This is a genomic window from Clostridium sp. AF20-7 (assembly GCF_003479275.1).
GTDB classification, from domain to species: Bacteria; Bacillota; Clostridia; order Lachnospirales; family Lachnospiraceae; genus Otoolea; species Otoolea fessa.
The window spans coordinates 164210-190812 of record NZ_QUGF01000009.1 but is presented as its reverse complement, the minus strand read 5'-3'; the positions used below and the strand labels follow the sequence as shown (position 1 = coordinate 190812).

Below are 26603 nucleotides of genomic sequence, written 5' to 3'. Positions count from 1 at the left end.
CTGGATTGGCTTTTCCTTTCTTTTTGTTCCCTTTAATTAGCCATGAACTGCTTGATTCCCTGGGACTTGGCTCCGGGATTGTCATTTCCATATCCCTCCAGAAGATTGATAACTCCCCAAACTGCCAGACCAGCTCCGATTGCAACAACCAGAGTCTGTAAAATATTAATTGCGGATGTAAAAAACGCCATAATCTATGTTCTCCTTTCGTAACTGCTGTTTCATTGTGATTTTCAAACGGTTACTACTCGGAGGGTTCCGCCCTGATGGGCGGTCTTTCATGCTTACGCATATCGCTACCTCCCAAAAGGGCATAAAAAAAGAGCTATGTATGTTTTACGTTACATGCTCTGTGCCTTCATTTTCACTATTTGATTGTTTTTCCAGTTCACTGCCTTCATACACATAAAGGTCGAACGCTTCTTCCGGATTTAACCGGACTTCCATCTGATGCTTCATGTATTCTTCCACATGGAACTCATTCTTTTTATCATAATCGGATAACTGCTTATACCGTTTATGTTTTGTAATGTCAAATTTATCACTGTAAAACGGACGGACACCACGAAGCTGTAAAATACATTTATTACCGTCCATGACTGCCAGTTCATCCCGGCTCATCAGTTCTTTTCCCGTTTTCTGATAATTCAGACCATAAGACCGGCTCTGGCCTCTTGTATCAGAAGTGTTATATAAATCAATCGTTTCCTTTCCCAGTGTCTCCGAAATTTCTTTCAGAGTTGTACTTTCCTTTCCACCAAGGAACAGCATGGTATCGCAGTTGCCTGTGATAGTTTCGGCGGCATCCTTGTAAATGGTCTTGAGCTGTGATTGTGACTGCAGAATAATAGATGCGGAGATTTCTCTGCTTCGGATCGTTGCAATCAGCTTATCGAACTTCGGAATTTGACCGATATTTGCGAACTCGTCACAGAGGATTCTTACATGATAAGGCAGTCTTCCATGATGAACGTCATCGGCTCTGTCACATAACAGGTTAAAAAGCTGACTGTACATCATGGCAACCACAAAGTTAAATGTATCATCCGTATCAGAAATTACAATAAACAATGCGGTTCTTTGATCTCCAATCATATCCAGCTCCATCTCATCATAAGACATAAGTTCCCGCAGTTCCGCAATATCAAAGGGTGCGAGTCTTGCACCACAACTGATCAAAATACTTTTTGCTGTCTTTCCTGCAGCCAGTTTGTATTTTTTATACTGCCTTACTGCAAAATGGTTCGGCTCATCTCTTTCCAGCTCTTCAAACAACAAGTCCACTGCATTTTTAAATTCTTCATCTTCTTCTCTGGTTTCACTGGCATTGATAAATTCCAACAAAGTTGAAAAGTTCTGTTCTTCCTCCGGTGCTTCATAATAAATGTAACCAATCAAAGCACAGTATAACAGGCGTTCCGCTTTCGTCCAGAAATCCTCGGAAGATTTTTCTCCCTCTCCTTTGGTATTTACCATGATTGTATTTACCAGTTTCAAAATATCCTTTTCAGATCTGATGTAATGAAACGGGTTATAGTGCATACTCTTTGCAAAGTTAATGGTATTCAATACTTTAATTTTGTACGGAGCCATTACCACTCTGCCATTTTTATCCCGCATAATTTTTCCATTGCTGTCCTTTTTAGGTGTCCCTCGTGCCAGCATCTTTCCACACTCCACGATAATGGTTCCCTTTGGATCAGTTACCACAAAGCTCACATTATCCGGCATCTGCATAAGCTGCGGTTTCACATAGAATCTGGTCTTACCGCTTCCAGAACCACCTATTACGATGACATTCTTGTTTCTGGCATACTTTGGTTTCTTCGGTCTGCTGTTCATGGTTAAGCGTTCTGTCTGCGTCAACAAAATATTATTCTCAAAGACCGGATCAATAAAAGGAGCTATATCTTTTTCATTTCCCCATCTGGCAGAACCATATTCCTCTCCCTGACGAAACTTCTTTCCATTCTTCCCTTTAAAATACACCACTGCCCATACGCTAGCCGCTGCGATTATCCCCGCAGACAGACTTTCCAGTTGTATACTTGGCAGTAACTTTTTAAATGCCAACGGATAATTCATAAGAAGAACCATCAGCCTGTCCACCACCGTACTGCCTCTGCAATACTGATACAGCCAGGTGCATTTATTTACCACATAAAATACAACCACATACGGAATATGCAACAGAACCTTTTTTATCACTTCTGCATTCGGGGGACGCACCTGAAATCCTTTCAGTTTTTTCTTTATATTTTTTATCCCACTCATAAGGTCGGCTCCTTCTGTTTTTCTTTCGATTTTTCCCGTTCTCTCTGTTTATCCTGGCTGCGGGCTGCGATTGCCTGCTGTAATTTTTTACGGACAGACGGTTTCTTTGTTTTATTCAGCGTCTTTCCAGTAAATTCCCGGAATGCTGCTGTCATCACATCCACATCCCTTGCCTTGAAGAAAACGAAATATCGAGGTGGATCTACGGACTTATCACGTTTCAGACTAAAATCAATGCCATATTTTTTTGCCACTTTTTCAAAAGCCTTGATGTTGTTATCCGTAATCTCAATGTTGGAAAGCTGAACATTCTGCTGTGCCAGCTTCTTTAAACTCTGCTTTCCATGATAATCTTTGTCTGGCGGTCCCTTTACCTGCTGTTTTCTTGCTTTCTCTGCTTTTTCTTTCTCCATCGCTGCCAGAAAACGCATCATTGCCTGTTTCAATAAACGAGCTGTCACTTTTCCACCAGTGATACACAGGGACACTGTTTTTTCATTCACTTCTTCCTGCATTAATCTGTTCCTTTCTATGATCTTCCAACAGACGGTCTTCCTTTGCTCCTACCCGGATACAGCAATACAGAACAAAGTTGACTGCTAACACCAGAAGAATCCCTGCAATAATCAATAACGTTCTCATTTTATACCTCTTTCATCATTCAAAAGGGCATCTATGACTTTGCTTCCCATAAATGCCCCTCCATTAACTTTTATTTTCTTTTTTTCGCAACCCAGAATGCTGATACACTGCCTGCCATGCCTGCAATCGCAAGCAGAATCCAAATCAGCATATGTGTATCATCTCCGGTTTTCGGTGTATCTGTTACCTGTGTAGATGGTGTTTCCGGTGTTGGTGTTTCTTCCGGTTTTACCTCATCTTTCATCACTACTTTCTGGATTTCCCCGGTATCCTCCACTGTGAACTTCACATCTTCCGCTACCAGATATCCATCAGGAGCTGACTCTTCACGAAGCGTATGCTCCCCAATCGGAAGCATTTCTATATAATGTGGTTTTTCCTCTGAAGTCCAGCTCTCCACTGTCTTACCGTCTTTATCAAGAATGGTCAGTTTTGCTCCTGGCAGTTCCTTACCGGAAATATCTGTTTTGGAGATTTCTACCTTGGTCACATCATCTTTCATTTCGATTTTCTGTGGCTTTGCAGTATCTTCAACGGTAAACGTGATGCTTTCTGCGGTCACATAACCATCTGCCGGTTTTGTTTCTGTCAGAGTATATTTCTGTCCAACTACCAGTTCTTTGATGATATGAGCTTCCTTACCAGAAGTCCAGGAATCTACAATCTTACCGTTTTCATCAGTCACCTGTAACTTGGCACCTTCCAGCTCTTTTCCGTCTGTCAGGGAAGTCTTGGTAATCTCGATTACTGTTGGTTCGTCCTCAAAAGTAAAGGCATAAGATACTTTTTCCTTTTCTGCACCGTCGTACTCAAATGTAAACTCCTGTGTTTCATCTGTCGTTGCAAATCCAGGTGCCGGAGATGTTTCTTTGATATAATACGCAAAACCAATCGGTAAATCTGCTGTAAAAGTCAGCTTGCCTTCTTTGTCTGTTGCCAGTTCCTCGATCACAGTATCTGCTTTCAGAATTACTTTTCCGTCTGCTCCTGTAATGTCATCCTTGGCACAGAGGGCAAATACCGCACCTTCCAGTACACGATCAGAATCTTTCTCTTTTTTCACAACCTCCACTTCCGCTTTCTGACGGTTATTCTGCCAGTCAGCAGAGTAAGTGACTTCTGCAATATCCTGATCCCGGTATGTCAGATCAATCTCTCTTGCTTCATTATCCAGTACAAAACCATCCACTGTAGCTTTTTCTTTTACATAGTATTTGCCAAGCGGAAGTCCGGATATCTTTGCAATACCAGTATCGTCCGTTGTAATGGTTGCTACCAGCTCGTCTTTTTTATAATAATCTTCACTTTCTCCGTCTGCAGATTTCACATCCTCTAAAGCATAGACTTCAAAGGTAACATCTTTCAGACTGCCTGTTACATACTGGAATAAATGTTTGATCCAGCCTCCAACGGAATCCAGTGCAGTTACTTTATCCAGAAATTCTCCATTTTTATTGATGATAATCGTTCCTGTCGGCACATCATCTTTCATTTCAACTTTCTGGATTTCCCCGGTATCCTCAATCGTAAAGGTAATCTCTTCTGCCTTGAGGTATCCATAAGGAGCCATCTCTTCCCTGAGAATATAGTTTTCCCCTACAGTAAGTCGTTCAATCAGATGCTGCTCGCCTTTTACAGATTTCCATGTATCAACTACATTTCCATCTTTGTCCAGAACAGTAAGTGTCGCACCTGACAATTCCACGCCAGTAGTTAAATCAGACTTGGAAACTACAACCTTTGTAGGCTGGTTCTTAAATACAGAAGATAACTGTACTACCTTAACATCCTGTCCCTGATATTCTGCTTTTACTTCCAGAACTTCATCAGAAGATACATAACCATCTGGTGCTACAAGTTCTTTGATATAATATTCACCAAATGGAAGATCCTGTGTAAATACAGCCTTTCCATCTTCTCCGGAAACAGCTTTTCCAAGCAGTGTGTCTGCTTTTACAATTACAGCTCCATGAGCTTTCATATCATTCTTTGCATAAAGTCCAAACTCTGCCCCTGCAACTGCTTTTTCTGTATCAGCATCCTGTTTTACTACAGAAATTTCTACTTTCTGACGGTCATTTTCAAAGATAGCTGTCTGCTCAATGACTGGTGTTTCCTGATCTTTGTAAGAAAAAGTAACGGTCTGTGCTTCGCTGTTTAAAACAAAACCATCTGGTGCTGTCTTTTCTACAATCTTATAACTTCCAAGCGGCAGATTTTTCAGGACTGCTTTCCCATCTTTATCCGTTGTAACCGTTTTTACCAGTGTTCCAGTAGCATATTCCAGAATACGGTTTCCATTATCATCTTTCTGGAAATCTGCAGTATAGATGTCCTCGGCAGCGTAAATCTCAAACTCTGCCCCTTCCAGATTTTCTGTCTGATATGTAAAATCATCCTTGAATCCGTCCAGAACTTCGCCCTTTTTCACGATAGTCAGTTCTCCCTTAACTGGATGGTTCTCATAAACTGCTTCAATGATTACATCCCCGGAAGTTCCGTCCATCTGGTATGCAGTATTGGAATCTACTGTTACCTCATAGTAATTTTCATTCAGAGTATATCCATAAGGTGCATTTACTTCCTCAATGCGATAATGTCCGATTTTAAGATTCTGCGGAAGAATCAAATATCCCTGCTCATCTGTAAAATAGGATTTATGTTTTACCGTAGTCGGATAAGTTGTTACCTGCTCCACATATTTCTCAGTGTCCATGTTGAAAATCTTGAACTCTGTATTCTTCTGAAGCACTGCCTTTTTCGTCTCATCATCCTGTTTGATGATTTTCAGTTTCGCTTCAAACTCGTCATCCAGAAGCACTCTCCATGTCTGTGGCTGGTTCGGGTTGTTCTCAGTGATATGCACTGTAAAATCATCTACCGGAGTGTAATTATGAGGCGTTGTGGTTTCACGCACAATATAAGTTCCATAAGGAATCGCAATACTGCAGGCATAACCTTTTTCATCTGTAAAGATTTCTGTTGCACCATTTTCTCCAATCACTACCGGTTTTGCAGAATCAAAATCATAGCTTCCATCCTCTTTTACTTTCAGGGATGATACCAGATAAGCAGTAAATCCTGCCCCTTTCAATAAGTCTGCGTCGGTCTTTCCATTATTTGCTGCTTTGATAATCTGGAATGGCTGTTTCATTACCTGCTCCAGAGACAGACACTCACGATTTACCTCTGCTACAAGATCTCCCTCATAATTGCAGACCAGATCATGTTCTTCTTCATCCGCCAGATAACCAGTTGGCGGAGTAATCTCTTTCACATAGTAATTACCAAGATATAAGCCATCCACAGAAGCCTGTCCATTCTCATCTGTCGTAAGAGTGGCAACCTGTTCTCCTGCTTTATAGATCACACCAGTAGCACCATCCGGATGCACAATATCCTCACGAGCGTACAGCCCGTAAACTGCTTTTTCCAGAGTGGCATCGCCCTGTGGAACTGCCTTTTGGGTTTCTTTATCCTGCTTCTGCAGGGAAATCTTAGCTGTCACACGTTCATTTTTGAATGTATGCTTAAATGTCTGTTTTGCTTCTTTATCATTCGTATAAGAGAAAGCAAACGTATAAACATCATCTGTGTTTCTCACATACCCTTCCGGGGCCTGCACTTCTTTCACATCATAAGAAAATCCAAGCGGCAGGTCTGCTGTAAACTTCGCTGTTCCGTCCGTTCCTGTTGTCGCTTTCTCGATCAGTGTCCCTTTCTTTACAATGACGGTTCCATCCACATTGGTAATATCACTTGCAGCATAAAGTCCAAAAATTCCGCCATCCAGAGGATTTTCTGTATCTTCATCCTGTTTTGTTACCATTACTTCTACTTTCTGTCTGTCATTGATAAAGGTTGTCTCGGAGAAAACAACATCCACATTCTGTCCTGCATAAGATAATGTTACTGTCTTTTCCTCTCCAGCATTATAAAATCCTGTCGGAGCCTGTTTCTCTTTTACAATATATGTACCAAGATACAGATTTTTAAGAACGGTAGCTCCGTTTGTATCTGTTGTCAGATTCTCTTTTACCAGATCACCCTTGCTGTAAACTTTTGTACCATAAGCAGTTTTAATATCTGCTCCAGCATACACATCATAAACAGCACCACTCTGTCTGCGTTTCTCATACTTAAATGTTGTTCCATTTTCTGTTACATCTGCACCAACTAGAACCTCACCTTCTTTATAAACGGTAAGCTGTCCCATCTGTTCTTCATCTGGAACGGTAACGGTTGTGGTCTTGCTGACTTCCAGTTTCACATTGTAAGCTGTTGCATTGATACGATATCCGCTTGGAGCTGTAATCTCTTTCAGATATACAGTATCCTGTGTCTTAGTGATCTGTACGGACGCTTCACCGTTTTCATCCGTCGCAGGTAACTGTGTGATCAGTTTTGTGCATTCTGCATCACTGTATAATCCAAACACAGCACCAGACAGCTTTGCGTCTGACTTGGCATCTTTCTTGATCACCTTAACACTTGCCTGCTGTACCCAGGATACTTTAAAATCTACATATTTCTCATCATCAACGCCTTCACCAAATACCAGAGCCAGATCCTGGTTTCCGGAACCTGTTGAAATCTTATAAGCTGAATAATCTTTGGTAATGCTTCCTTTCATGGTTGCAGACCAGCTTCCTGCCACATCACTCACCTGTGTTAATGGTGCAGACAGATAAAACTTTGTACCACCACAAATTTCCACACTTTCCCCGGCTTTACTTGTTTTACCTGTTGTCAGGTTATGAAGCTGTACACCTGCCGGAAGTTTCATGGTAATGGTCTGTAACGCATCCGCATTAAATGTAATATCCTTTGTTCTCTGACTGTTGCCATCCACATAGGCTTTTACATCTGCATCCGAAAAGGACATTGCCACATCTGGAATTTCCGGCTGTGAAATACAGTAATTATAGAGTTTCATTGCCAGATTCTGTGCTGTACTGTTTGCACCTGAAAAAGCATCCCCACTTCCATTTGCATAAGATGCTGCCAGATGTACCAAGATAAATCTGGCTCCTGTACTTAAATTGCCATATCCGTTTTCTTCTGTAAAAAAACCATCATCACCAGAAGCCTTTGTACCGTAATAGCACACTTTTGCAAGTGCTTTCCCATCACCAACTTTATTGATCGTATAGGTTCCACTTCCTGGCCCTGGTTTGGATGGCTGCACACAGTATGCTGTGGCAGATATATTACCGAATTTTACAGTGTACTGATAAGTAAGATATGTTCCATATCCATAATCTGCATATCGGTATTCTGCCCCTCTGGTCACAGAAACCTGCTGTGAACTTCTGGCATTGCCTGCCGCAGCCATAAAGGTTACTGTTTCGCCTTCATTCATTGCATACAGATCAATTCCATTACTCTCTGCCTGCTCCAGTGCTTCTGAAACAGTTAATTCAGATTCCAAATCTGCTGTGCTTTCAGAATTTTGTGTTTCCCGGTGCGATTCCGAATCTTCCTCGCTCTGCTCTGTATCTCCAGTATCATCTTCAACATTTACCGTACTTTCTGAAGCACGCTCTGACTGTACTTCTGTTTCCGGTTCTTTCACTGTAATGTTTCTGCTGATTCTATAAGCAGGATGACCGCTGACTGGTTTTACTGCATAGACAGCCTTGTAAGTATCTGGTGTATGTGTGTCAAAATCTGTACCCGTTTCATTCTTTGCTTCATGGAATAAAACCTTAATCTTACTTTCATCTACACCTTCAATTCCAGACAGATCAACTTCTACATCAAATTCCTGCCCATAAGAAAGTTCAATATCATTTGCCTTTACGATCTCATCCGGATCAAGGGAATCCTGAACATATTTTAATTCTGCATACTGCTGTTCAAATGGTATTTCTTCCGGTTCTAATTCAGAAGCCGAAACTGCTACTGGCTGAATAATGACAGAAGCCAGTGTTGCGACTGCCATAAATCCGGACAAGAATCTTTTGAATCTCATTTTCATTTTGACTGAATCCTCTCTTTCTTCTATTATCTATTCTGTTTTCATGCAGGCTCACACCTGCATTATTCAATCATTGGAACCACCTCCCACATCTTATTGCTGATACAGAAATACCTCTGATAACAGCACATTCATATGGCAGTGCCTTTTACTGAAACACCGCCACATGGTATCTGCTGTCATCCTGTAAAACAGGAATGACACTCAGGTAAAGTTCAGGATCAAGCATTAAGCCGCAAGAGGTAATTCGTAATCGTTCCTGCAAAGGGTGCCTCCCATCCGTATCCCTTCACGTTTTCACCGGATTCCCGCCGCAAAATGCGTAGCTGAAAAATTCCGGGTATCCTCTCGCTGCTGGTATGAAATTGTCAAGGTTCAATTTTTAAGGGGAGTTATTATCTCGAATTGAAAATAGACATTTGCCCCTTCACTAACCGCATGTGTGAAAGGGCAAAAATTAACCTGTTTAAAAAATTTTTTAGAAATTTTTATTCCAACATTGTTTTATGTTTTTTCCAGTTGTTCTTTTAATTTCTCCAATACTTTCTTCCTCCGGTTTCTAATCGTCTTTGGGCAGCACCCAAAATACTGTGCTGTTTCTTTTACTGTAAATTCTTCAAAAAACAATAGCGTTATCAGTTCCGCATCCTCTTTAGTCAAATGTCCCAGAGCTTTTTCCAGTTCCTGTATTTCTGACAGTCTGATAATGATTTCTTCCGGTGATACTACCGAAAAAGAGCAGTCATAGCCTTTTTCCTGTAATTCCTCCATACTACATACTCCATGCCTCTGCATTTTTTCAACCTGGTATCGCTCTTTTCTTCCAGCCTGATACCAAGCCAGATATACTGCCCTGGTAACTTCCATAAGCGTATCATTTACACGCAGCATATAGCGTTGTCTTTCTTTTGGCTTTTTACCAGGCATACTTCCAGTCTCCTTTTTTCAATACTCTGGCAGAGTCATCCGAATTATTCCGCATTTTCTGCATTGCCTGTGAAATGCACTTTGATACTGCCGGAACTGTAATACCCAGTTCATGCGAGACTTCTTTTTGTGTCTGCTGCTGAAAATAAATACGCTGGATCATCTGTCTCTGTCGCTCTGTCAACAGATTCATCAACTCCCTGACTGTTTCCTCTGCAATCATTCTTTCAAGCAGGCATTGCCGTTTATCTGCCAATTCGCACCATTCTTCGGAAATACAGCTATACGAAATACAATTATTATGCTCTCGTGTTTCCCTGTTTCTCCACAGCCGGTCTTCGCCTTCCAATATCAGCCTTACATACCAAGGTTGATCATCAAAAAAATTCTCCTCAACAACTGCTATTTTTCTTTCTGCTTCATACACATAATCTCGACAGGTAAATATCGGAAAAACCGTTGCATAGTCCCCCACACAATAGAGAACATATCCGGTCTGATATGCGATAATTTCCGCACAGTCCATCAACCTCTGCTTTGCAACTGCTACATCGTTTTCTCTTAAATATTTAGCGGACGGAGCCTTTCTTCTTTCTTCCCTGTTACTTACAACCTGTTTCAATTCCTGCAATGTAAGCATAATTACCACCTTTCTGCCTGCTGGCAACAGGTGCCCATCGGCAGAAAGGATAGGATTCTTACTGATCAACTGACAAAAAGGGCAGTAAAAAACAGCTTCCGGTACACCCGTTTTTTTTAACGAGAGCCTGAAACTTCCTTACTGCCCTTTCTAATAGTTACAATATTCTCTACTTTATTTTCCGTCTGATGCCAGGATCAGACTTCTTGGCATTTCTTTCTGCTTTTATGTTCTTTTCATTTTCCATCAAAACAGAATAGTCTCCCATTGCATCATAAGGACACTGCCTCCGATAAAGCAAATTTTCTTCTCTGGTCATCCATCCTATCTCCCTTCTTTATCTCTCTGTTTTCCATTTTAACAACACAGGATTCTATTATCCTTAGCATATATGGGGAGTTTTTTTATTTTGCACCCCATATATGGTGAAATTTCACCTGTATTCATTAAAACTGTCTATCAGAGAATCTATGGTCTGCATGATAATTTTCTGCTCTTTCCATTCCATCTTCTGAATCCGGCAAAGCACTTCCTGAATTGATTCCTGCTTCTCTGTACCGCCTCCCTCTTTTCCCAGCAGGATATTGGCATCTATTTCCAATATCTCAATCATCTTCCTGAAAATCTCAACAGACATTGCAGTTTGCCCGCCTTCAATCCTGCTGACCGTATTGACACTAATACCTGCTTTTTCCGCAAAAGATTCCTGTGACAACTTCATTTCCTGTCTGCGTTTTCTGATCCGTTCTCCCAATTCAATAAGTTCTGTGGAAATTGCACGATTGCTCAATACGGTGTCTCCTTTCCTACAATTTGTCCCAACTTTACGCCATTGTGTCGCAAAGTTCCCCGAAAAAAAGCAGCTAATTTTTGTCTTAGCTGCTTTTCAAAAAATCTATTTCATTTTATTCTCGGTATTTTATGTATCCCTGTAAGAACTGTAATCAGAAAAACGCAGAGATAAATGATTGCCTGTCCAATCATTGCCAGAAGAACGATGCTTCCTATCAATCCTCCGATCAGAAGATTCATTGTCCATACTGCCAGCGTGCCTCCGAGGTCAAAACCTCTTGGAACCATCCAGACACACATTTTTCCGATTCCAAACGGTATCCCCATCAGAAGTAACAGCAAGAAATAATTGCACTTCCCATCCTGGATGCAAAACGGTCTTAATACTGCAAACAATACCGCAATCACCAACACTGGTGCTATCACTTTTTTTATCATCTTCTTCATGTTCCTTTATCCTCCATACATATCGTGATTAACCTCTGCCTGATAATAGCTGTTTATCGTTGCCGGGGCATTATACAGGGCGGTCAGAACATAGGCTTTAATATTCCCGACCTTGGTTGTATTTCGATTCAGACAAAACAGCACGTATTCGATATGCGAATAGTTCAGTTTCATAAATCTGCTTTTCACCAAAGCAACTGGCTTTTCTACTCCCGCAATGCGAATCATACTGTCCTCCGGCATCATCATAACTTCAATCATCAACTCCACCAGTTCATCTACATCTTCCTTGGCATGATATTGATAATCTATGTTTTCGTGAATCACTTCACGATATGCTCTCATCTCCTCCATCACATCTTTTTTCTTTAGGAAATTATTTGATGTGATTGGATAAGATTGATTTATCTCAGTTTCACTAATATCAGTCTTGTTAATATCAGTATTATTAGATTGTGATTTCGGGCATTCTGGATTTGTGATTTCCACTATTCTTGAATGATGATTTTCACTATTTTGGAATTGTGATTCTGGAAATTCTGGATTTGTGGTTTTCACCATTCTTGAATTGTGATTTTCACTATTCTGGAATTGTGATTCCGCACAATCCTGAATTGTGGTTTTCACTACTCCTGAATGATGATTTTCACAATTCAGAAAAACGCCTGTTTTTCCCCTGTTTTGTGCTTCTTGTTGCAAATTTGCAATTTTTTTATGCTCTTCCTGCTCAGATTGCAGATCTGCACAGCTACCTGTCGGCTTTTGATCTGGAACCTCTCTAATCATAAAATTTTTCACATAAATAACATTCGGTTTTCCCAGTCCCAGACGTTTCTTCTCTATCAATCCAATCCCATTACTGCTGTCCAGCTCTTTTACCAGTTTCACTGCCTTTTGAGTTCCGCAGTTCATCAGCTCTGCAATTTCTTCCACAGTGAAGATAATGTATACTCTGTCCTCTGAATCCAGCCATCTATTTTTAATGCTCAGGCTCATACGGTCCAACATCAGACCGTATAACACCTTTGCTTCACAAGAAAGAGTTTTAAAGCAGGATTCTGTAAACAGTACTTTAGGGACACGATAGAAGCTGTATTGTTCCGCTTCCATCCCTGTAAAATAATCAAACTGTATCTTCTGCATCTGCTACTCCTTCTTTGTTTTCTTTCCATTTATCCAAAAGCATGAAAATGACTTCTTCTATCTGCTCTTTAGAATATGTCTCTGGAAAATAATTGCCGATTTTCTTTGCCGGGATCGTCACATTAATCTTACTGCTTTCCTTTTTTAATAAAACAGCATAGATATAACTCTGGTTTAATTTTCCATTTGCACTGCATTCTTTTAACTGTTCTGCCTGTTGCTTTGTCGGAAAGATGCTGCTGTTGGCAATCACTTCCAGAAGCCACTCCTGTTCCTCTGGTTTCAGATAAGACAGCTTTTCTCCCACAATCATAGGAATTTTATTATTGTCCACATATTCCAGCAGAGCATCGGATAATGCTGCCAGACGGATATATCTCTGTACAGTTCTTCCACTGTCCCCGGCAGCTTCCCCAACCATATCTGCTGTATATTTTTCGCCTTTGCTTCCCTGATGCTTCATTGCATCATATTTCATCTTATAGGCATGGGCTTTTTCACTTGGCAATAGATTTTCACGCTGAATATTGGAATCAACCATAATAATGACTGCTTCATCATCCGTATAATTTCGGACAAGAGCCGGCATGGTTGTCTTTCCGCATAGTTCACAGCCTCTTTTTCTTCTGTGCCCGGAAATCATCTCGTATCCACCCTCGGATCGAGGTCTTACCAGTGCAGGAGTCAAAACACCATAAGTTTTAATACTCTCTACGGTTTCAGCCATTTTTTCGTCATCGTTTACATGAAACGGATGATTTTTAAAGGGATAGAGCTTTGCCAGATCTATTTCCACAACCTGGTTCATACTCTTTTCCGGTGTTTCCTCTAATCCCAGTAATTCATCATAAGAGGTAAGCTGAATATCTTTTTTCGGTCTACGCATGTTTCAACACCTCCTGAACCAGTTCCAGATAGCTGTCTGCCCCCTTGCTTTTTCCATCATAGGCAAAGATGCTTACACCCTCCGATGCTGTTTCTGCAAGGCTTTCTGTTCTCGGAATTGTCTGCTCGAAAATCTTAATGTCATTTCCATATGTAGTTTTGATTGCCTGTTTGTTTCTCTTTGCATTATTGTAACGGCAATTATCCATTGTGAATAAAATGCCTTCTATCTGTAAATCCGGATTGAACCTCTGATGGATTCCCTTAACCACTTTCAATAATTCCATGAGTCCATCTGCCGCATAATATTGTGGCTGCACCGGAATCAGAACACTGTCCGCTGCACTCAGAGCATTGATTGTCAGCATTCCCAGAGATGGCATACAGTCAATCAGAATATAATCATACTCATCCTTCAGCAGTTCCAGATACTCTTTCAGCACTTTTTCTCTGTCTTCTACTGTGAATAAGGACATATCCATTCCGGCAAGCAATTTGTTGGACGGAATCAGGTCAACACCTTCTTCATGGTGGAGAATTGCTTCTTTCGGATCAAATTCCAGTCCCATGATAATATCTTCCATCATGCTCTTTAATGTTACCTTGAGATTTTTAGGGAAACCCAATCCCATTGTCAAATGCCCCTGTGGATCAGCATCTACCAGCACTACTTTTTTCCCTGACTTCACCAGTCCGGCTCCCAGATTGATTGTTGTCGTTGTTTTGGCTACTCCGCCTTTCTGGTTTGCAATAGCAATTACTTTACACATATATACTTTCCTCCGATTTATTCTTTTTCTTCTACTTCAACATAAACACGAAAATATTTGTTTGTTCCTTTATTCGCATAAGCATCCGATACTTCCAGAATATCCAATTCTTTATGCTTTTCCAAAATACGACGGAACCATTGAATATCCTTTAAAGTACCCTGTAATCTAATTTTCAGCATACATATCCTCCCAGTCTTTGTAAAAACAATACTCTGGATAACGGATTTTAATGGCTTCCCAAAAATACCGGGCATATCCGCAGCAAAACAGATCTTCTACGGTATAATACTGGCACTCTTTTAACTGATCTTCCTCTGCTTCATAATCTCCGACACTTGGTGTCCCATTGCAGTAAAGATTAAATGCCATGCGGACGATCCGTAAACTTCCACTGGTCTGCCATCCTTCCTGCAGGCATTCCGTTTTTACACATCCAGTTTTAAAATTATAGATTTTATCCACATTATTTCTCGTATCTCTGTCAATACCCAGGCAATAAACCAGAGCCTGATGGTAGACATCCTGATATCTGCATTTTTTCAGATATTCCATATAAAATTTTTCGTGTTCCTTGCTCTTGAAAGTAATTGTGCGAGAATTGCTATTCCCTGCTCTTAACGCTGTGTTTGTCATTGCTTCTTCTCCTTTAAACTGTTATTTTTTACTTTAATTTGGATTTCGACTACAACAAAAAAAGGACACTTCCCTAAAATTTCTCTTAGGAAAATGTCCTTGCGATACATTTATAAAGCTCAATTCATAAGCACAACAACGTAATATCAAGTGTTATCACGTATTATACAACAAAAATTTGTTGTACTTTTGTTGTAGTATGCAACTTTTACAAACACATTTTTTGATTTTTAGTATAACTTTGCACCTGCTGGAATATGGTCATCAACCATCAGAAGATGAAGTTTTTCTTCGCCCTCTTCCTCATGGATTGCACTAAGTAACATTCCACAAGAATCAATTCCCATCATAGCTCTTGGTGGCAGGTTTGTGATAGCGATCAGTGTTTTTCCAACCAATTCTTCTGGCTCATAATAAGCGTGAATACCGCTTAAAATGGTACGATCTGTGCCTGTTCCATCGTCCAGAGTGAACTGTAACAGCTTCTTGGATTTCTTAACTGCTTCACATGCTTTTACCTTTACAGCTCTGAAATCTGACTTGCTGAAAGTATCAAAATCAACCATTTCTTCGAATAATGGCTCAACTTTTACTTTGGAAAAATCAATCTTCTCAACTGGCTTTGTTTCCTGTGCTGCATTGTTTGCTTCGTTCTTAGCAGCTCCCTGTGACTTCATTGTCGGGAACAGCAGTACGTCACGGATTGCCTGGGAATCGGTCAGCAGCATAACCAGACGGTCGATACCGTATCCGATACCACCTGTCGGCGGCATACCGATCTCCAGTGCGTTCAGGAAGTCTTCATCCGTATGATTTGCTTCCTCATCGCCAGCAGCAAAAGCCTCTTCCTGTGCTTTGAAACGTTCTCTCTGATCGATCGGATCATTTAACTCAGAGTATGCGTTACACATCTCGCGGCCGTAGATATACATCTCGAAGCGCTCAACCAGCTCCGGATTGGACGGTTTTCTTTTGGTCAGCGGAGATACCTCAACCGGGTGATCCATAACGAAGGTCGGCTGAATCATCTTCTCCTCGCAGAACTCCTCGAAGAACAGATTGATGATATCACCCTTCTTATGGCGCTCCTCAAATACAACATTGTGCTCTCTTGCGATTGCCTTTGCTTCCTCGTCAGTTTTAACAGTGTTGAAATCAACGCCGGAGTATTTCTTAACTGCATCGATCATGGTGATGCGCTCGAACGGCTTGGACATATCAATCACAGTGCCGTTATAGCTGATGACAGAGCTTCCGCAGACTTTCTCAGCCAGGTAGCGGAACATACTCTCGGTCAGTTCCATCATGCCCTCATAGTCGGTGTATGCCTGATACAGCTCCATCAGGGTAAATTCCGGGTTGTGACGGGTATCAACACCCTCGTTACGGAATACACGACCAATCTCGTAAACACGCTCTAAGCCGCCTACGATCAGTCTCTTTAAGTAGAGTTCCAGAGAAATACGCAGTTTTACATCTTCATCCAGAGCATTATAATGGGTCTCAAACGGACGTGCAGCCGCACCGCCGGCATTAGCTACCAACATCGGGGTCTCCACTTCCATAAATCCGCGTCCATCCAGGAAATTGCGGATCTCCTTGAGGATCTGAGAACGTTTTACAAAGGTGTCTTTTACTTCCGGATTCATGATGAGATCCACATATCTCTGACGATAACGGATATCCGTGTTGGTCAGTCCGTGAAATTTCTCCGGCAGAATCTGCAGACTCTTGGACAGCAGTACGATGGACTCTGCGTGAACGGAGATCTCTCCCATCTTGGTGCGGAATACGGTACCTTTGATTCCGACAATATCACCGATATCCATCTTCTTGAAATCTCTATAAGCCTCTTCGCCTACGCTGTCTCTGGCAACATAAGACTGGATATTGCCCTTTAAATCCTGCACATTGCAGAAAGATGCCTTACCCATCACACGTTTGGACATCATACGTCCTGCGATCGTAACCTCTTTGCCATCCATCTGCTCAAAGTTATCCTTGATCTCGCTGCTGTGTGCAGTTACATCAAATTTTGTAATCTGGAACGGATCCTTTCCGTTGTCCTGAAGGTCTTTCAGTTTCTCGCGGCGCACCTTTAATAACTGATTTAAGTCCTTCTCCTCGTTCTTATTCTGCTGATTCTGCTCTGCCACTTTCTCTTTCACTCCTTCGTCTCTTTATGATACTCGCTGGATGTCCAGGATCTTGTACTGGATAACGCCCGCCTGTGTCTCTACGTCTACGGTCTCGCCAGCTTTCTTGCCAAGCAGGGCACGACCAACCGGAGACTCGTTGGAGATCTTACCATCTAAGCTGTTTGCCTCGGTGGAACCTACGATCTTAAATTCCATCTCTTCATCCTCTTCGACATCCAGTACCTTTACCTGGCATCCGATGCTGATCTTATCCAGATCGATCTCATCCTCAACAACAACCTCTGCGTTTTTCAACAGTTTCTCAAGGTCTACGATTCTTGCCTCGATGTCTCTCTGTTCATCTTTTGCTGCATCATACTCAGCGTTCTCAGACAGGTCGCCCTGCTCTCTCGCCTCTTTGATCTTCTGTGCGATCTCCTGGCGTTTATTTACTTTCAGATCATGAAGTTCATCTTCATACTTTTTCAATCCTGTGTAAGTTAAAATGTTCTTCTTTTCTGCCATGACAGCTATCCTTCCTTCTATCGATTCATCATTGAATCCCCTAATAATTGCATCGCACTATTATACATGATTCTTGGTGTAATGTCAAGAATCACAAAGTGCCATAATGGCTTTAAAAACAAGGGAAAATCCTACATTTTCGTGCTTTTTCTGTGCCTTTCGATTTCGTCCATCCATGTAACACAACCATCGTTTTGATTCCACACATTCATCCTTCTCTTAAATTCTCTCATCCACCAGCCGTTCCAGCTCCTCCAGCGTCTCCACCTGGTTTATATCATTGCGAAGCGCCGACGAATGTGGAAATCCTGCCGTATACCATGCCACGTGCTTACGCATCTCCCGCATTGCGATCTCCTCGCCGCGAAATTCCGTCTGAAGCGTCCCATGGCGGACAATCATCCTCTTTACTTCCTCCGCAGTCGGCGGCGGCAGAAGTTCTCCGGTTTCCAGATAGTGGAGAATCCGTTTAAACAGCCATGGATTTCCTTTCGCGCCGCGCGCCACCATGATGCCGTCGCAGCCGGTTTCTTCCTTCATTCTCTTGGCATCTTCCGGTGTAAATACATCACCGTTTCCCCAGACCGGGATTGAAACCGCCTCTTTGACCTGACGGATAATGTCCCAGTCCGCCTTTCCGGAATAATACTGCTCTCTCGTCCGTCCATGCACGGCTACCGCCGCCACGCCGCAGCTCTCTGCCATCTTCGCAAACTCAACCGCATTGATATTCGAATCATTAAATCCCTTGCGGAATTTGACCGTAACCGGTTTATGAAGTTTCTTTACCATCGCCGTCAAAATCTGCTCTGCCAGCTTCGGATCCTTCATCAGTGCCGAACCTTCGCCGTTATTGACAATCTTTGGCACCGGACAACCCATGTTGACGTCGATGATGGCATACGGTCCTTCCTCCAGCTGCAGCGCCATCTCGCTCATGATCTCCGGATCTGAGCCAAACAGCTGCACCGCAACCGGCTCTTCTTCCGGCCGCGTCTCTAATAACGGCTTTGTATTGCGGTTCTTATAAAGAAGCGCCTTCGCGCTGACCATCTCCGTGTACATCAAACCACATCCCTGCTCCTTACAGAGCAGACGGAACGGCAGATCCGTCACACCTGCCATCGGCGCAAGGGCGATTGCATTTTTTAATTCTACGTTTCCAATCTTCATTTTATTTCTAATCTTCCTGATACCGTTCCATCTGCTCGTCGTCTAACAGTTCGTCCGCCGGGATTCCCAGCACCTTCACCTTATAATACAGCTCCAGCGATTCCAGCAGCTCACGCTTCTCCGCCTGATACTGCTTGATTTTAAGCGCGCTTCCGATCTCGTCAAAGAGGTAATCATTCTCCTCCGCCTCAACCTTAAACTGCAGTCTGCCATCCGGCATAAACTCCAGCAAAATAATACCGCCGATGTCCTCTGTGTACATGACACACATGATCTGCAATTCCTGCTTAATTGACTCCGGCAGCCCCGAAAACTGCTCATTCAGATAATATTTTTCCACATACGAATTCGCACCGCAGAGTACGGTGGAGTCCCCATCTGTATTGGGATTCTGCATTTCTGCCATTTTCTTGCACCTCCATCTGTTTCATTTTCCATTGCCCACAAACAGGGCTGACGCACGAACGGAGAGCAGGCTCTCCCTTTATCCCTGAGAAGCCTGTTCTCCGTTCATATGCCAGCCCATCTCACAAGCAGCCATCAAATTCCTTAACGAATCAGCAGCTTACTAATCTCATACTGATCTTCCGGAATATCCTTCTTCATATTCAGCGCCTCCTGAATATCAAAATCCAGAAACTCGCCGTGCTTATACGCTACCACGCGGTTGGTCTTTCCTTTTTCCAGCAGCTCCACCGCCTTGGCGCCCATGATGGACGCATAGACACGGTCTTTACAGGTCGGCGCGCCGCCTCGCTGCATATAACCAAGGATCGTCGCACGTGTCTCGATGCCGGTTGCCGCCTCGATTCGCTTCGCCATCGACGCGGAATGTCCGATGCCCTCGGCATTAATGATAATATGATGTCTCTTGCCGCGTTTCCGGTTATCGATGATGCGGTTGATCAGCATCTGCTCATTGCCATCGTACCGCTCCGGAAGCAGAATATCCTCGGCGCCGTTAGCGATACCGCACCACAGGGCGATATATCCCGCGTGGCGTCCCATAACCTCGATGATACTGCAGCGCTCATGGGAGGTGGAAGTATCTCTTACCTTATCGATCGCCTCCATCGCCGTGTTGATCGCGGTATCAAACCCGATCGTATAATCGGTGCAGGCAATATCCAGATCGATCGTGCCCGGAAGACCTACCGTATTGATTCCCAGCGCGGATAACTTTCCGGCGCCGCGGTAGGAACCATCACCGCCGATGACGACCAGACCGTCAATGTTGTGCTTGCGGCAGATTTCTGCGCCGCGCTTCTGACCTTCCTCGGTCATAAATTCCGGACAGCGGGCTGTGTATAAGATCGTACCGCCACGGCCAATCGTATCTGCCACGCTGGTTCCGTCCATGTCCACAATCTCTTCCTGCAAAAGTCCAGCGTAACCACGCATGATACCTTTTACCTTCATGCCCTTGTTGATCGCAGTCCGGACCACCGCACGGATCGCTGCATTCATACCCGGCGCATCGCCGCCGCTTGTCAGTACACCAATCGTTTTAACCTCTTTTGCCATCGCTTATTCCTCCGTCCTAAGGCTTTCCGCTTCACATCCCCAACCGTGAACCAGCCGTTTTATTTTCGAATCTTTTGACCCTTCTGATACCAAATTGTTCTGCACTGCGTGCTACCACAATTTTCAAACAATTTTATTGTAATTCATTTTATAGGTCATTTCAAGATTTTTTATGATATTTTTTTAACATGTCGCCAAAGCGTGTTACTGTTCACACATACGTGCCCAGTTACCAAAGCTTTCAATGTCCAATGCAAATTTTAACACTTATGAAGAAATCTTCCCCAGCGGCTTCTCCACCACCTTGACGTTCTTCTCGCCCAGCATCTCGCTGAGCGTCGTCACCAGCGCCTCGCCTGCCCGCACATTCCAGTTGCGCGGCAGAACCTTTTTCGCGCGCTCACGTCCCAGGTAAATGATCACGGTGTCATTTCCATCACTTGTTTTCAGGAGGTCGAGAAGTTCTTTCTCTCCCGCCAGATACGCGTCCTTGTCCGCATACTGAATCCACAGCTCGCGCGGCACCTGCGAAAATGGGATAATCTGCTCGCAGATCAGTTTTCCGACCGGCTCATCGCCGACCGATGCGCGCCCGCGGATAAAGACTTTTTCATCCTTGATCAGCATATCGCGCCGTTTTTCATAATCCTTCGGGAATACCAGCACTTCCACACTTCCCGCCAGATCTTCCACCGTCAGGAACGCCATCATTTTGTTATTCCGGGTCGTCTTAACCGTTTTCTCGGTGATCATTCCGCCGATCGTCACATACGCGCCGTCGTGAATCACCGCCGAACCGGTCTCCTCATCCACAACAAAATCGGAGCTCTTCGCCGTCACATTTTTCTCCCAGGTGCCGATATATTCCTCCAGCGGATGCCCGCTGACGTAGACGCCCAGCATTTCTTTCTCGTATGCCAGATATTCTTCCCTCGAATACTCTCCGACATTCGGAAATGTGATCTGAAAACTCTTCTTGTCCTCTTCCGCTGCAAAATCAAAGAGTGACATCTGCCCTTCCATCGTGTTTTTCTTCTCTTTATTCTTCTGATCGACCATCGAACCGCAGACCATACATTTCTGCTTGCGGGTTCCCGGCAGCCCGTCCATCGCACCGGATTTGATAAAGCTTTCCAATGTGCGTTTGTTGACCTCCCTGCCCGACATCCGGTCAATGAAATCTTCCAGCGAGCGGAATTTTCCATGTTCGGTCCGCTCCCGCACAATCTCATCCACCACCGACTGACCGATACTCTTGATCGCCGATAAACCATAGCGGATCGCGCCGTCCGAAACAGAGAAGCCGCCCTCGCCCTCATTGATATCCGGCGGCATGATCTTCATACCCATCTGACGGCAGCTCATGATATATTCCGATACCTTCGTAACATTATCCTTGACCGAGGTCATCAGCGCCGCCATGAATTCGACCGGATGGTAATATTTCAGATATGCCGTCTGGTAGGAGACAACCGCATACGCCGCCGCGTGCGACTTGTTGAAGGCGTATTTCGCAAAATCGATCATCTCATCGTAAATATGGTTCGCCGTCTTCTCGTCGATCCCATTCGCAATACAGCCCTTTACGCCCTCTTGTGCATTGCCGTAGACGAAATTCTGGCGTTCTTTCTCCATGACTGCCGCTTTTTTCTTTGCCATCGCACGGCGCACCAGGTCGCTTCGTCCCCAGGTATAGCCAGCCAGATCGCGCACGATCTGCATAACCTGCTCCTGATAGACGATACAGCCATAGGTCGGCGCCAGAATCGGTTCTAACTGCGGGCACTCATAGGCAATCGAAGCCTTGTCATTTTTGCCTTTCAGATAACGTGGAATGAAATCCATCGGACCCGGACGATACAGGGAAATACCGGCGATCAGATCCTCCAGGTTTTCCGGCTTTAACTCTTTCATGAATCCTTTCATGCCGGTACTCTCCAGCTGGAACACACCGTCATTTTTGCCGGTTCCAATCGAATCCAGCACCTTTTTATCGTTGTAATCGATCTTATCTATATCAAGCGGTTTTCCGGTCGTTTTCTCCACCAGGCGAACCGCATTCTGGATAACCGTCAGGGTTCTAAGACCCAGGAAATCCATTTTCAGAAGTCCCAGCTCTTCCAGCGTCGTCATCGTAAACTGGGTCGTGATCGAACCGTCAGATGCCCTGGACAACGGCACATACTCATCGACCGCCGCACGGCTGATGACAACCCCCGCCGCATGCATGGAGGTATGTCTCGGCAGCCCCTCCAGACGTTTACTCATGTCGATCAGATATTTGACCGAATCATCCGACTCATACGCCTCACGCAGATCCGGACTGGCTTTGAGCGCCTTGTCTAGCGTCATGCCGAGATCACCCGGAATCATTTTTGCGATCGCATCACACTGTGCATACGGCATATCGAGCGCGCGCCCCACGTCGCGGACGACACCCTTTGCCGCCAGCGTACCGAAGGTAACAATCTGCACGACGCGGTCTTTTCCGTATTTCCGCACGACATAGTCGATCACCTCCTGACGCCGTTCGAAACAGAAATCGACGTCGATATCAGGCATGGAAACTCGTTCCGGATTCAGGAAACGCTCGAAAATCAGCTGATAGCGGATCGGGTCGATGTCCGTGATCTCCAGACTGTACGCGACGATACTGCCCGCTGCCGAACCACGTCCCGGACCGACCATGATACCGTTTGATTTTGCAAAATGGATAAAATCCCACACAATCAGGAAATAATCGACATATCCCATCGAATGGATAACGTCCAGCTCATACCTCAGGCGCTCCCGCAGCGTCCCATCGTCGTTCGGGTAGCGCTTGTGAAAGCCCTCCCCGCAGAGCTTCTGCAGATATTCCCAGGACGTATATCCGTCCGGGACATCATACTGCGGCAGCTTCGTCACGCCAAACTCGATCTCGACATTGCATCTCTCGGCGATCTTGTGCGTGTTGTCAAGTGCTTCCTGGGCATACGGAAACAGCGCACGCATCTCCTCCTCGGATTTGACATAGAACTGCCCGCCCTCATAGCGCATCCGGTTCTCGTCCATGACTTTTTTGCCCGTCTGGATACAGAGCAAAATATCGTGCGATTCCACATCTTCTTTATAAATATAGTGGCAGTCGTTCGTCGCCACCAGCGGAATCTGCAGTTCCTGGCTCATCCGCATCAAGCCCTGGTTGACCGTCCGCTGCGCCGGGATGCCATGATCCTGCAATTCCAGAAAGAAATTGTCCGGTCCAAAGATATCGCGGTATTTCTGCGCCGACTTGCACGCTTCCTCATACATGCCTCTCGACAAATACCTCGGGATCTCGCCCGCCAGACACGCGCTGAGTGCAATAATGCCTTCATGGTAGGTTCTCAGCACCTCGTCATCCACACGCGGTTTATAATAAAATCCCTCGACAAAGCCCTTGGAGACGATCTTCATCAGATTCTGATAGCCGGTATTATTTTCCGCCAGCAGAATCATATGATAATAGCGATCCTCACCGCTTCCCGCCTCCCGGTCAAAACGCGATCCGGGCGCCACATAGATCTCACAGCCGATGATCGGCTTGATCCCATTTTCTCTGGCTGCCCGGTAAAAATCGATCACGCCGTACATGACGCCGTGGTCGGTAATCGCCAGACTGTCCATCCCCAGTTCCTTCGCCCGGGCGGTCAGTTCTTTTATTTTACTCGATGCGTCAAGCAGACTGTACTCTGTATGCACATGCAGATGTGTAAATGCCACCTTTTTCCTCCCATTCAGATCTTTTAAGGGACTGCCATTTCCCGCGAAACGACACCCCCTCGTCTATCAAAGCTCTTGTTTAACTGTTGCGTCCCCTGTCTCTTTCCGAAAAACGGTCAGAAATCTGGATTTCTACTGATTGCTCAGATATTTCTCAATTCCCTCGATCGCACTCTCCTCGTCGCTGCCATCAGCCGTTACTTTTACGTGCGCGCCTTCTGCCAATCCCAGCGTCATCATGCCCATGATGCTCTTTGCATTGACGCGTTTTTCTTCGCTTTCCACATAGATACTGCTCTCATACTGGCTTGCCACCTGCACCAGCATCGCCGCCGGACGTGCCTCCAGACCTGAACTCAAACCAATTCTGATTTCCTTACTTGTCATAATATCCTCCTCATCGAGCCTCGCTCGAAAAAAACGGCAAAATCCGCTGCCACTATTGTATCGCAAGGAATCTTCCATTCGGAAAATTCCTGCCTGTGAATAATAACCTAACTTTACTCGCCCCGCTCTTCGCGGAGGCTTTCAGCTACTGCACTTATCTTTCTGAGCCTGTGATTGACCCCCGATTTTCCAACTGGATGGCTCAGATTCTCTCCTAATTCCTTCAAAGTCGCATCCGGCATCTCCAGACGAACCTGTGCTACCTCTGAAAGAAGCTCCGGCAAGTAATCCAGCCCGACCGTATCACGGATGTATGTGATATCCGCAAGCTGCTTGACTGCTGCCGAAACAGTCTTATTGATATTGGCAGTCTCGCAGTTGACCTGGCGGTTGACGCTGTTTCGCATTTCTTTCAGGATCCGGATATTTTCCAGCTCCATCAATGCCACATGCGCTTCCATCAGTCCCAGAAGTTCCACAATCTGACTGCCTTCTTTTATATATACCACATAATACTTCTTTCTGACAACTATTTTCGCATCGATGTCGAATGTCAGAATCACATTCTGAAGCTGCACCGCCTTTTCAAGCGACGCACATACGATCTCAAAATGATAAAATTTCTCCGGATCGCTTAAGGATCCGGCTGCCAGAAAAGCGCCCCGTATAAATGCCTTCTTGCAGCACGCATTCTGAATCACCAGATTCCGCACCACTGAAAGGTTTTCCCCGACATTTCCCTGCGCATCCACCATCTTGACCGCCTCCAGCACCCGGAGTGCATTCTCGTGATCGCGCACCAGAAGCGTATAAGAACGACTCTTTTTTAAAAATGCATTGCGACGGATCGAAATGTCCGCCTTAATATTAAATGTATTTTTCAATAATGTAAAGTATTTTCGTGCAACCGCTACGTTTTCCGTGTGGATCCGTATGCTGAAATGATCCTCTTCATCGATATGAATCCTGCCGCAAAGGCCCAAAATCGCCGCCAGCTCTGCAATCTGGCAGTGTCTCGCCTTGCTCAGCTGATGCGACAGTTCTTCCTTTACCCGGGCTGAAAATGACAAAGTCCTCTACCTCCGTTTACCCTTTTGTCCGGTTATCCATCTCTATGTCCCGATGTTCCAGTTTAAGCCCTATTTCCGAGTGCTCCTTGAGGCGCTCATAGAGCCGGTTCGCCACCGTAACCGAACGGTGCTTTCCACCGGTACATCCTACGGCTATGACAAGCTGATTCTTTCCTTCTTTTACATAGTACGGAAACAGGAAGTCAATCATGTCATAGAGTTTATCCAAAAATACATCTGCCGTCCCGCCGCGGCGCACAAAGTCCTGCACTGCCTTCTCATTGCCGGTATGGCTTCTTAAATTCTCATCATAATAAGGATTCGGCAGAAAACGGACGTCAAACACCAGATCCGCATCCGACGGAATCCCATATTTAAAGCCAAAGCTTAAGATCGTCACAAAGAGGCTGGAAAAGCGCTCACGCCCCATAAAAATCCGTTCCAGTTCCGCCTTGAGCTCCCGCGTCAGAAGCGTGCTGGTGTCCAGAATATAGTCCGCCCGCTTTTTCAGAAAATCGAGTTTCAGGCGCTCTTTCGCAATACCGCGGTCCAGCCGCTCTTTTCCTGCCAGCGGATGGGAACGGCGCGTTTCCTTATATCGCTTGATCAGCACCTCGTCGCTGGCATCCAGAAACAGGATCTCATACGGAAACTGGATGTTATTCCAGTCATTCAGCGTTCCCTCCAGCTGTGCCAGCTCGTCGCCGCTGCGGACATCGATTCCCAACGCTGCACAGCTTACTTCTCCGCTGCTGCTCTGCACCAGCTCCGCAAATTTTCCCACCAACGGGATCGGGAGATTATCGACACAGTAAAATCCCATATCCTCCAGCATTTTCAGTGCCGCCGTCTTTCCGGCTCCCGACATACCGGTTACGATCACAAGCCGCATGTTGTTCCTCCCTT

At 44.6% G+C, this 26603-nt stretch carries 24 protein-coding genes; all 24 read right to left on the bottom strand.

Going from position 1 to position 26603, the window contains the following annotated elements:
• Nucleotides 1-32: 32 nt before the first annotated feature.
• The 24 genes from DWX68_RS11280 to rapZ all read right to left on the bottom strand — a co-directional run bounded on the left by DWX68_RS11280 (nt 33) and on the right by rapZ (nt 26589).
• On the bottom strand, nt 33-191 hold the full coding sequence (locus tag DWX68_RS11280) for a Maff2 family mobile element protein (RefSeq protein ID WP_002595213.1): 159 nt from the start codon (nt 189-191) through the stop codon (nt 33-35).
• A 145-nt stretch (nt 192-336) separates the two neighbouring features.
• Nucleotides 337-2274 carry a VirD4-like conjugal transfer protein, CD1115 family gene (locus DWX68_RS11275; protein WP_118401265.1) on the bottom strand — a complete coding sequence of 646 codons (1938 nt, stop codon included), beginning with the start codon at nt 2272-2274 and terminating at the stop codon, nt 337-339.
• A complete protein-coding gene (locus DWX68_RS11270; RefSeq protein ID WP_005421637.1) occupies nt 2271-2789 on the bottom strand; it encodes a PcfB family protein in 519 nt (172 codons plus the stop codon). The genes DWX68_RS11275 and DWX68_RS11270 overlap by 4 nt, the downstream gene beginning before the upstream one ends.
• Entirely contained in the window at nt 2770-2916 is a 147-nt protein-coding gene (locus DWX68_RS14730; RefSeq protein ID WP_182432181.1) for a hypothetical protein, read from the bottom strand. Before DWX68_RS14730 ends, DWX68_RS11270 begins: the two co-directional genes overlap by 20 nt.
• Before the next feature lie 70 nt (nt 2917-2986).
• Entirely contained in the window at nt 2987-8890 is a 5904-nt protein-coding gene (locus DWX68_RS11265; RefSeq protein WP_347475190.1) for a SpaA isopeptide-forming pilin-related protein, read from the bottom strand.
• 510 nt (nt 8891-9400) lie between these two features.
• Nucleotides 9401-9823 carry a sigma-70 family RNA polymerase sigma factor gene (locus tag DWX68_RS11260; RefSeq protein WP_118401267.1) on the bottom strand — a complete coding sequence of 141 codons (423 nt, stop codon included), beginning with the start codon at nt 9821-9823 and terminating at the stop codon, nt 9401-9403.
• Complete coding sequence (locus DWX68_RS11255; RefSeq protein ID WP_118401268.1) at nt 9813-10463, bottom strand: sigma factor-like helix-turn-helix DNA-binding protein; 651 nt, start codon at nt 10461-10463, stop codon at nt 9813-9815. The genes DWX68_RS11260 and DWX68_RS11255 overlap by 11 nt, the downstream gene beginning before the upstream one ends.
• A 169-nt stretch (nt 10464-10632) precedes the next feature.
• Entirely contained in the window at nt 10633-10782 is a 150-nt protein-coding gene (locus tag DWX68_RS14725; RefSeq protein ID WP_015543441.1) for a hypothetical protein, read from the bottom strand.
• Between the two features lie 114 nt (nt 10783-10896).
• The gene (locus DWX68_RS11250) at nt 10897-11253 is read right to left on the bottom strand and encodes a helix-turn-helix transcriptional regulator (RefSeq protein ID WP_118401269.1); all 357 of its coding nucleotides are present in this window, start codon (nt 11251-11253) and stop codon (nt 10897-10899) included.
• A 110-nt stretch (nt 11254-11363) separates the two neighbouring features.
• Nucleotides 11364-11702, bottom strand: coding sequence for a DUF6050 family protein (locus DWX68_RS11245; RefSeq protein WP_118401270.1), 339 nt, complete (start codon nt 11700-11702; stop codon nt 11364-11366).
• A 6-nt stretch (nt 11703-11708) separates the two neighbouring features.
• The gene (locus DWX68_RS11240; RefSeq protein ID WP_118401271.1) at nt 11709-12845 is read right to left on the bottom strand and encodes a DUF6017 domain-containing protein; all 1137 of its coding nucleotides are present in this window, start codon (nt 12843-12845) and stop codon (nt 11709-11711) included.
• Nucleotides 12826-13731, bottom strand: a complete 906-nt coding sequence (locus DWX68_RS11235) for a ParB/RepB/Spo0J family partition protein (protein WP_118401272.1) — start codon at nt 13729-13731, stop codon at nt 12826-12828. Before DWX68_RS11235 ends, DWX68_RS11240 begins: the two co-directional genes overlap by 20 nt.
• A complete protein-coding gene (locus tag DWX68_RS11230) occupies nt 13724-14500 on the bottom strand; it encodes an AAA family ATPase (RefSeq protein WP_118401273.1) in 777 nt (258 codons plus the stop codon). The genes DWX68_RS11235 and DWX68_RS11230 overlap by 8 nt, the downstream gene beginning before the upstream one ends.
• A 17-nt stretch (nt 14501-14517) precedes the next feature.
• Nucleotides 14518-14682 (bottom strand): hypothetical protein, encoded by a 165-nt coding sequence (locus DWX68_RS14720; RefSeq protein WP_182432180.1) that lies wholly within the window; start codon nt 14680-14682, stop codon nt 14518-14520.
• Nucleotides 14669-15136, bottom strand: coding sequence for a DUF6075 family protein (locus DWX68_RS11225; protein WP_118401274.1), 468 nt, complete (start codon nt 15134-15136; stop codon nt 14669-14671). The genes DWX68_RS14720 and DWX68_RS11225 overlap by 14 nt, the downstream gene beginning before the upstream one ends.
• Nucleotides 15137-15366: 230 nt before the next feature.
• A complete protein-coding gene (gene lysS / locus DWX68_RS11220) occupies nt 15367-17292 on the bottom strand; it encodes a lysine--tRNA ligase (RefSeq protein ID WP_118629525.1) in 1926 nt (641 codons plus the stop codon).
• A gap of 24 nt (nt 17293-17316) precedes the next feature.
• Entirely contained in the window at nt 17317-17799 is a 483-nt protein-coding gene (greA, locus tag DWX68_RS11215) for a transcription elongation factor GreA (RefSeq protein ID WP_107001044.1), read from the bottom strand.
• A gap of 219 nt (nt 17800-18018) precedes the next feature.
• Entirely contained in the window at nt 18019-18972 is a 954-nt protein-coding gene (gene dusB, locus DWX68_RS11210; RefSeq protein WP_117795850.1) for a tRNA dihydrouridine synthase DusB, read from the bottom strand.
• A gap of 7 nt (nt 18973-18979) precedes the next feature.
• Nucleotides 18980-19378, bottom strand: coding sequence for a DUF6145 family protein (locus tag DWX68_RS11205; RefSeq protein ID WP_022359305.1), 399 nt, complete (start codon nt 19376-19378; stop codon nt 18980-18982).
• A 143-nt stretch (nt 19379-19521) separates the two neighbouring features.
• A complete protein-coding gene (pfkA, locus tag DWX68_RS11200) occupies nt 19522-20496 on the bottom strand; it encodes a 6-phosphofructokinase (RefSeq protein WP_022359304.1) in 975 nt (324 codons plus the stop codon).
• Nucleotides 20497-20763: 267 nt separating this feature from the next.
• Nucleotides 20764-24240 carry a DNA polymerase III subunit alpha gene (locus DWX68_RS11195; RefSeq protein ID WP_118629515.1) on the bottom strand — a complete coding sequence of 1159 codons (3477 nt, stop codon included), beginning with the start codon at nt 24238-24240 and terminating at the stop codon, nt 20764-20766.
• Between the two features lie 132 nt (nt 24241-24372).
• Nucleotides 24373-24627 carry an HPr family phosphocarrier protein gene (locus DWX68_RS11190; protein WP_107001048.1) on the bottom strand — a complete coding sequence of 85 codons (255 nt, stop codon included), beginning with the start codon at nt 24625-24627 and terminating at the stop codon, nt 24373-24375.
• A gap of 113 nt (nt 24628-24740) precedes the next feature.
• The gene (whiA, locus tag DWX68_RS11185) at nt 24741-25697 is read right to left on the bottom strand and encodes a DNA-binding protein WhiA (RefSeq protein WP_118629513.1); all 957 of its coding nucleotides are present in this window, start codon (nt 25695-25697) and stop codon (nt 24741-24743) included.
• A 16-nt stretch (nt 25698-25713) separates the two neighbouring features.
• Nucleotides 25714-26589 carry an RNase adapter RapZ gene (gene rapZ, locus DWX68_RS11180; protein ID WP_022359300.1) on the bottom strand — a complete coding sequence of 292 codons (876 nt, stop codon included), beginning with the start codon at nt 26587-26589 and terminating at the stop codon, nt 25714-25716.
• Nucleotides 26590-26603: the final 14 nt, after the last annotated feature.